The following is a 5,932-nucleotide window of genomic DNA, read 5'->3' as shown; positions in this document are numbered from 1 at the left end:
GGGGGCGCGCTTCAGATCGTCGTGCAGCAGATTCGCGACGCCGCTGATCGGCGCGGTGAGCTGGCGCTCCTTCCGGACCTCGGTACGACGCTCCGCCTGTTGGCGGACGGCCTCGCCTAGCGGCGCGTCAGCCCGGCGATCGGCCGCCGTTCGCGCATGGCGTCCATGAAGCGCTTGGCGACCTTCTCGAGGAACCGCGCGCTGAATGCGCCGGTGGGCATGAGGCTTTCGAAATCGTAGAGCTCGTCCGTCCGGACACGGTTGTAGTCGTCGAGGATCAGGTGGCTCACCTTCTCCGATCCCAGGCCGATCCGCCGCTGCTCGGTCTCCGGAACGACCTCGTAGATCCGTTGCTCGCCGGGCTCGCGCGGCTGCGGAACCTGCCCGGATATGGGGAACAGGTAGAGCCAGCCGTTGACCTCCATCATCAGGCAAACGCGGCGGATCTTGCGCCCGCTCTCCTCGCCTCGGGCGGCCTCATGGCCCCAGAGGTAGTGGAAGCGGTAGACCTCGCCGCGGTTCATGCGTCAGGTTCTCCGGCTTCGTCGAGGATCTGCTGGAAGCCGGCCGCCAGGTTGTCGAGATCTTCCTGGGGGGCGTCGGCGAGGGTGAACGCGTTCCGTTCCCGACGTCCCGCTGCCATGCGCTCCAGGCGCTCGTACTCGTCGATCGGCATCATCATTACCTTCGGCTTGCCCCGCTTCGCAAGGGCCACCTTCTCGACCAAGGCGGCGTCGAGGACGTCGCCGGACCGGCGGCTCAGGTCGGAGAATGTAAATTCCTTCATTAGAGCGCCCTCATAAATTCGAATCTTCTGAATTATACAGAAGATCTGAATTTTGCGCAAGGTCGCTCCCGCCGGCGGACCGGCCCCGTTTTGTTCGATGCATCATGGACCTCGAAGGTGAGCCAGCAATGGGCGGACTTACCGCTTCGCGGCGTCCGCCCTGCTGGCCAAGGGGCGTGCCGCCCCTGTGGAACCCCTGCTGGGAGGCGAGATCGATGGGATCGGAAACGAGAAAGACGACGCAGCTGGTGACGATCAGGCTGACGCCCGAGGACCACGCGAAGGTGGTCGCTGCGGGCGAGGCCCGAGGCCTCGGGCCGAGCTCGTTCGCCCGGATCGCGACCTGCAAGGCCGCCGGCCTGCCCCGTCCAGAGATACGGAGGAAGCCGGACGCCTTGTCGAAGCTCGTCGGCCAGGCGCTCGGCGAGATCGGGCGGATGGGCAACAACGTCAACCAGATCGCCAGGGTCGCAAACCGGACGGGCGACGCCCGTGCCGCCGCGGACGCCGAGGGGCTGCGCCAGGAGCTCGGGAAGCTCACGCGGGCCATCCTGGACGTCGCCCGTTGATCATCACTTCGACGCGCCACGGCCGCTCCCGGCGCGACATGCGGAACCTTGCCGCCCACCTGAACAGGCAGGTGGGGCAGGAGGCCCGCGTCGTGTCGATCGGCGGCGTGCCGCTGTCGAATTCAGACGACGCCCTGCGCTACATGGAGGCCCTGCGCGACGGGTCGCGGGCGACCGTCTCCTGCCATCATGTCGCCCTGTCGCCGATGCGCCGGCTGTCGCCGGAACAGCGCGACGAGGCCGTTCAGCGGATCCTCCGGGCTTTCGGGGCCGAGGACCATGCGTTCGTGCTCTGGGAGCACGATGGCAAAGCCAGGTCCCGGGCTGCGGCCGACCAGCATTTCCACCTCGTGGTTTCGCATGTCGGGCCGGATGGCAGGGCGATCGACGACGCCTTTTCGTTCCGGAAGCTGGAAGCGGTCGCGCGGACGATCGAGCATGATTTCGGCGAGGCCCTGACCCACTCCCGCCGCACGGCGTCTGTTGCTGCGGAGCTGCGGACTATGGGTCGCGCCGACGTCGCCGACGTCCTGCCGACGCCTCCGGAACCGCCGCAGTCCTCGACGAGCTCGCGCCGCCGGGCGGCGGCCGAGCGCGCGGGCGTAGATCTCCCCGCCGCCCAGGAAGCTGTCCGGAGCGCCTGGAAGCAGGCGGACGGCCCGGCCGCGTTCCGGAGCGCGCTCGCCGGGATGGGATTCGATGTCACCGAGGGCCGGAAGCCGGGCGTCTTCGTCGTCAGTGCCGGCGACGCCGAGATCGGCGCGCTCGACCGTATCGTGAAAACCAAGCGCGCCGCCGTGGCGCAACGGATGAAGGAACTCGACCATGCAGCAGACCCCGCCCCCGCGCCGACAGGCGAAATCCCCGATGGACGCCCTGAAGGCGGTTTACGACCAGAGCCGGGGAGCGAACCAAGCGGCCCAGAAGCTCGAGCCGCTGTTGAGCTTGTTGGAGCAGCCGGAGGGCGAGACGTCGCCGATCGAGCAGCTGCAGGAGATCCTGGAAACCATCGTCCTCGGACAGCGCCAGCTCCACCTCTCCCTCGAGGACCTGCACGCAAAGATGGACGCCATGGCCGCCTCCAGACGGCCCGCCTTAACACGGCCCTGAAAGGGTTTCGGCCGACGCCGGAGACCCGGGCCGCGGCGGCCGAGATCCATGTCCGCAGCTTCGCCGGGCGGTTCCCGGCGCTGCGATCCGCGCTGCTCGTCCGTCGGCTGGGTGGCGGCCTCGACCGCGTCCGCCGGCTCTCATGGGACCTGAGGTCGACGATCTCCGAAATCCGTCTCCGTATTCGTTTCGGCGAAGCCAGGCCGGCGGAGCCCATCCAAGTTCCTGAGGCGTCGACAGACCTGTTGCGTAACAGGATTCGCGAGGCCCAGGTCTCGCGGCGGACGTCGCGGCCGGAGACCGAAGATCCGAATCCGCCGGGCTTCCGGATGTGAGAGCTCGGAGGTTTCCCTCGCCTTGCCCCATGTCGATGCTCCGGAGCTCTCGGGCGGGTCGCTTGCCCCGCCCTCACGCGCCTGTGGCGCGCCGCTCCTCCCGCATAGACACGTGGCCCCGCGGCTCGGTGCCAGGCCACCCGGCGACTCTCCGCCCTGCGGGCACGGTCAGGCCATTCGACCTGACCTGGACGAGTCTATGCCGCCGGGCCGCCAGGCAACCCCGCTCGCCGTTTTCGGCCGATCGGAGGGGTCGCGCAATAATCTGTCGCGTTTCCTTGGCCGCTGGCGGGCGAAATCGACCCGGGATGACCTGGGGGTCATGGCGAATCCTTCGTTAACGCCTGCCCGGTAAGGTGACCGGGATCATGCCCAGGAGAGCCCTCATGGAGACCGAAAGCCTCACCTACAAAGAACTCGCCGAGCGGTTGGGCACGCAGCCTGATTCTGCGCGAAAATTGGTGAAGCGCCGCCGATGGCAGAAGCGGAAAGGGAACGATGGCGAGGTCCGCGTCAGTGTCCCGGTCGAGTACCTGGAAGGTACCCGGGCACCTGACCGGGAGCCTGCCCAGGACAGTGCCCGGGAAGATGACCGGGACGCCGAATTCGCCGTGCTGGAGGTCCAGATCGCCGCGCTGCGTGAGATCGTAGCGGCAGAACGGCGTCGCGCCGAGGCGGCGGAAGCGGACCGTGATAGGTGGCACGATCTTGCCGTCCGGCCCTGGTGGAAGCGGCTAGCCGGCTGAGCGTTCCCGGGCCGCTTTGAGTACAATCTCGATGTAGATCGGAATCTCTTCTCTCATCTGGTCCACCTTAGTGTCCGGGGGCTGCGCTGAGGCGAGAATTTCCTTGGTTCTCTCTAAGAGGCTGATCAGCCCTTCTTCAAGCGCCGCGGCACGAATCTCGGCAGATGCTTTCCGCTTCCGATAGCGCGCCTGGCGCTCGGCGACAGTCATTGCCATGGTGTGGCTCCGTTAGTAACGTTTCTTGCTGTCGTTAGTAACGAATAGCAGGAGTTGTGTCAAGTACGTTAGTAACGAATCTTGTTTTCGTTACTAACGAATTCGGCTTGTGGGCGAGATGGAATGTGCCGCGCGGCCGGCAGGCCGGGGACGCGTTGCGGCGCGGCGGGCAAGAAAAAACCCGCCTCTCGCGAAGCGGGCCTTTCCCTTGGGCGGTCATCGCCGTCCCCGGCTGTACCGCTTGAGAAGGATGCATCAGCTCGGCGCAGGCGACAAGAGGGCTTTCCCTTGTCCAAATATCCCGGGGGAGCCAAGCGCGTAGCGCGCGGCGGGGCAGAGCCCCGTGAGGGCGAGTCCATCACCAACGGGACTGTTGCGTACGAAAAAGCCCTCGTCGGAAACCGATGCGAGGGCTTTAACGGCGGGTAGTTCTTGTGAGGTCCACGACCGCAATGCAACGGTCGCAAGATCATGGTGTAGCCGGTTCGTGCAGGATGCAACCGGCCGGCGGTTTGCCTCAGGCGGATTTTGAAGTCAGCATACAAAAACGCCGCCCCGATTCGGAGCGGCGCTTGTGTAGGCTCTCGGCGACCAGTCTCGCTTTTCTCTTTGGCCGGAGAACGAGAAAGGAAGCCCCGATAAGGCTCGGCTCCGAAGTGCCGAGAACCAGATGATGCATATAGCGCACACAGAGCAGACTGACAACATCGCGGCCGCCAGATCGGCGGCCGATGGTCCATTCTAGCGCCGTTTCACGCATTTTCGATGAATCCTACGCCTCGGCCGCTCCTGCGGCCGAGAGGGCTGTTTATGGCTCTCCCAGCGGCCCCGAAGGGCCGCGCCTTGATACAAGAGGGGCTACGTTTCCGCAGGAGGCGCGGGAAGAGCCGAAGGTCGTCTCGCGCTGGAGGTTGAAGCATGCCGTCGCGACGCTTCTCCGCAGTCGGGCTGTCGAAGGTGAGAAGACGCCGGGGGTCTGCAAATGTGGCTCGGCGGGACATGACCGCGACGCGGTCGGCCTGGTCCGTCATGCGGACGGGCGTCCGGGTGCGCAGGGCGTCCTGTTCTGCGATTCGCCGTGGCTCTGCCCTTCCTGCGCGCCGCGTCGAGCAGCGCAGCGCAAGGAGCGGCTCGAGCGGGTCTTCGACGCTGCGGAGCGGAAAGGTTGGTCGCTTGTCTTCGTGACGCTGACGGCGGCGCACAAGCGCCGCGATCGTCTCGCCGGTCTCATGGGCCTGGTGGCCGGCGCGAGCCGGAAGGCCCGTCAGGGCCGGTCCTGGGTCCGGCTCGCCGAAGATCACGGCATCCAGGGCGTCATCAACGGCCCAGAGGTCACCTACGGCGAGCATGGTTGGCACTACCACCAGCACCTGGCCGTGATCGTGTCGACGGTCGATCCTGCCGCCGCCGAGGCGGCCGGCCGGGCGATCCTCGACCGTTACCTGGCAGCCGTCGCCGCAGCGGGTGGTAAAGCGCTCCGTCAAGGCCAGGACGTTGTGGCGGTGTGGCGGCGAGAAGACCTCCAGGGCTATCTCGCCAAGGGCAGCGCGGCGTGGGAAGTCGCTGCGGCTGGAACGGGCAAGAAGGCCCGGGCTGGTGGCCGGACGCCTTGGGACCTCGCCGCGGATGGAGCTGCTGGCGATCGCCAGGCAGCCGCCCTGTTCTTCGAGTATGCCGACGAAATGCCGGGCACCCGGTCTTGCGTCATCACTGCCGCGCTTGCCGCAAAGCTCGGCATGGAGCCCGACGCCGACGACGACGCTCCGGGCGAGGAGCCAGCGGATGACGCCGAAACGCTCGGCGAGATCGATCGGCCGCGTTGGCACAGGCTCCTCCGGCACGGTCACGTGCCCACTGTCTTCGCGGCCGTTGCCCGCGGCGAGAACTGGGCGGGCATCTCCGCCGTCATGGACCGGCTCGATCCCCTGGACCGGCTTGAAGACGTGCCGCGTCGGTCCCCGCCGCCGGATCGGGCCTCCGCGCTCGAGCTGGCTCAGCGGGCTAGGCAGGTGCAGATCCGGCGGCCGGGACCGACGTCGCCCGGGGGCGCGCTTCAGATCGTCGTGCAGCAGATTCGCGACGCCGCTGATCGGCGCGGTGAGCTGGCGCTCCTTCCGGACCTCGGTACGACGCTCCGCCTGTTGGCGGACGGCCTCGCCTAGCGGCGCG

7 protein-coding genes and 1 pseudogene are annotated in these 5,932 nt (G+C 67.2%); 5 read left to right on the top strand and 3 right to left on the bottom strand.

Annotated elements, in window-relative coordinates:
• Positions 1-116: 116 nt before the first annotated feature.
• Both GTK01_RS20710 and GTK01_RS20705 read right to left on the bottom strand, forming a co-directional pair.
• A complete protein-coding gene (locus GTK01_RS20710; protein ID WP_252929721.1) occupies positions 117-524 on the bottom strand; it encodes a hypothetical protein in 408 nt (135 codons plus the stop codon).
• Positions 521-847: a type II toxin-antitoxin system prevent-host-death family antitoxin gene (locus GTK01_RS20705; protein ID WP_252929719.1), complete on the bottom strand. Its 327-nt coding sequence runs from the start codon at positions 845-847 to the stop codon at positions 521-523. The genes GTK01_RS20710 and GTK01_RS20705 overlap by 4 nt, the downstream gene beginning before the upstream one ends.
• A 155-nt stretch (positions 848-1,002) precedes the next feature.
• On the opposite strand from GTK01_RS20705, the gene mobC reads away from it, so the two are divergent.
• The 4 genes and pseudogenes from mobC (at position 1,003) to GTK01_RS20685 (ending at position 3,547) form a co-directional block, all read left to right on the top strand.
• Positions 1,003-1,356, top strand: a complete 354-nt coding sequence (gene mobC, locus GTK01_RS20700; protein ID WP_252929718.1) for a plasmid mobilization relaxosome protein MobC — start codon at positions 1,003-1,005, stop codon at positions 1,354-1,356.
• A gap of 38 nt (positions 1,357-1,394) precedes the next feature.
• A pseudogene (locus GTK01_RS21155) lies at positions 1,395-1,745 on the top strand (relaxase/mobilization nuclease domain-containing protein); the annotation flags it as partial.
• Positions 1,746-2,181: 436 nt separating this feature from the next.
• A complete protein-coding gene (locus GTK01_RS20690; RefSeq protein WP_252929714.1) occupies positions 2,182-2,466 on the top strand; it encodes a hypothetical protein in 285 nt (94 codons plus the stop codon).
• A gap of 721 nt (positions 2,467-3,187) precedes the next feature.
• Entirely contained in the window at positions 3,188-3,547 is a 360-nt protein-coding gene (locus GTK01_RS20685) for a hypothetical protein (protein WP_252929712.1), read from the top strand.
• On the opposite strand, the gene GTK01_RS20680 is transcribed toward GTK01_RS20685, so the two are convergent.
• Positions 3,536-3,763 carry a hypothetical protein gene (locus GTK01_RS20680; protein ID WP_252929710.1) on the bottom strand — a complete coding sequence of 76 codons (228 nt, stop codon included), beginning with the start codon at positions 3,761-3,763 and terminating at the stop codon, positions 3,536-3,538. The two genes, GTK01_RS20685 and GTK01_RS20680, sit on opposite strands and share 12 nt — an antisense overlap.
• Positions 3,764-4,494: 731 nt before the next feature.
• Here GTK01_RS20680 and GTK01_RS20675 point away from each other — a divergent pair.
• Positions 4,495-5,925: a protein rep gene (locus tag GTK01_RS20675; protein ID WP_252929708.1), complete on the top strand. Its 1,431-nt coding sequence runs from the start codon at positions 4,495-4,497 to the stop codon at positions 5,923-5,925.
• Positions 5,926-5,932 lie beyond the last annotated feature (7 nt).

This window comes from Aliihoeflea sp. 40Bstr573 (assembly GCF_024105655.1).
In the GTDB taxonomy this organism is placed as follows: Bacteria; Pseudomonadota; Alphaproteobacteria; order Rhizobiales; family Rhizobiaceae; genus Aliihoeflea.
The sequence above is the reverse complement of the archived record's forward strand: the minus strand, read 5'-3'. Positions and strand labels throughout refer to the sequence as shown.